General features: G+C 58.3%; 1 protein-coding gene. It reads left to right on the forward strand.

Features of this window, described 5'->3' with window-relative positions:
- Positions 1 to 837: dipeptidase (locus tag QCE64_RS36420; RefSeq protein ID WP_310009208.1), on the forward strand; the 837-nt coding region annotated here is incomplete at its 5' end.
- Positions 838 to 839 lie beyond the last annotated feature (2 nt).

Here is an 839-nt window from a genome sequence, read left to right on the forward strand (position 1 = left end):
CAGAAGACCATCGACAACATCGCGGAGATGAAGCAGCAGATCCGCGAGTACAGCGAGATCCTGACGCTCGTGCGCACGACCGACGACATCCTGCGCGCGAAGAAGGAAAACAAGACCGGCATCATCTTCGGCTTCCAGAACGCATATGCGTTCGAGGACAACCTCGGCTATATCGAGGTGTTCAAGGAACTTGGCGTGAACGTGGTGCAGCTCTGCTACAACACGCAGAACCTGGTGGGCACCGGCTGTTATGAACCCGATGGCGGACTGTCGGGTTATGGCAAGGAAGTGATCCACGAGATGAATCGCGTCGGGATCATGGTGGATCTCTCGCACGTGGGCGCGAAGACGTCGTCGGATGCCATTGCGTGCTCGAAGAAGCCGGTCACGTATTCGCACTGCTGCCCGTCGGGCCTGAAGGATCATCCGCGCAACAAGACCGACGATCAGCTGCGCGAGATCGCGGATGCCAATGGCTTCGTCGGCGTGACGATGTTCTCGCCGTTCCTGAAGAAAGGCCCGGACGCAACCGTCGAGGATTATCTCGAAGCGATCGAATACACGATCGATGTTATCGGCGAAGACAAAGTAGGTATCGGCACCGACTTCACGCAGGGCTACAGCACCGAGTTCTTCGACTGGATCACGCACGACAAGGGCCGTTATCGCCGCCTGACGAACTTCGGCAAGGTGGTGAATCCGGAAGGCATCCGCACCATCGGCGAGTTTCCGAACCTGACCGCTGCGATGGAACGCGCAGGCTGGAGCGAGTCGCGCATCAAGAAGGTGATGGGCGAGAACTGGATGCGCTTCTTCGGCGAAGTGTGGAACGTCTGAAC

It is taken from the genome of Caballeronia sp. LZ043 (genome assembly GCF_031451075.1).
Lineage (GTDB): Bacteria > Pseudomonadota > Gammaproteobacteria > Burkholderiales > Burkholderiaceae > Caballeronia.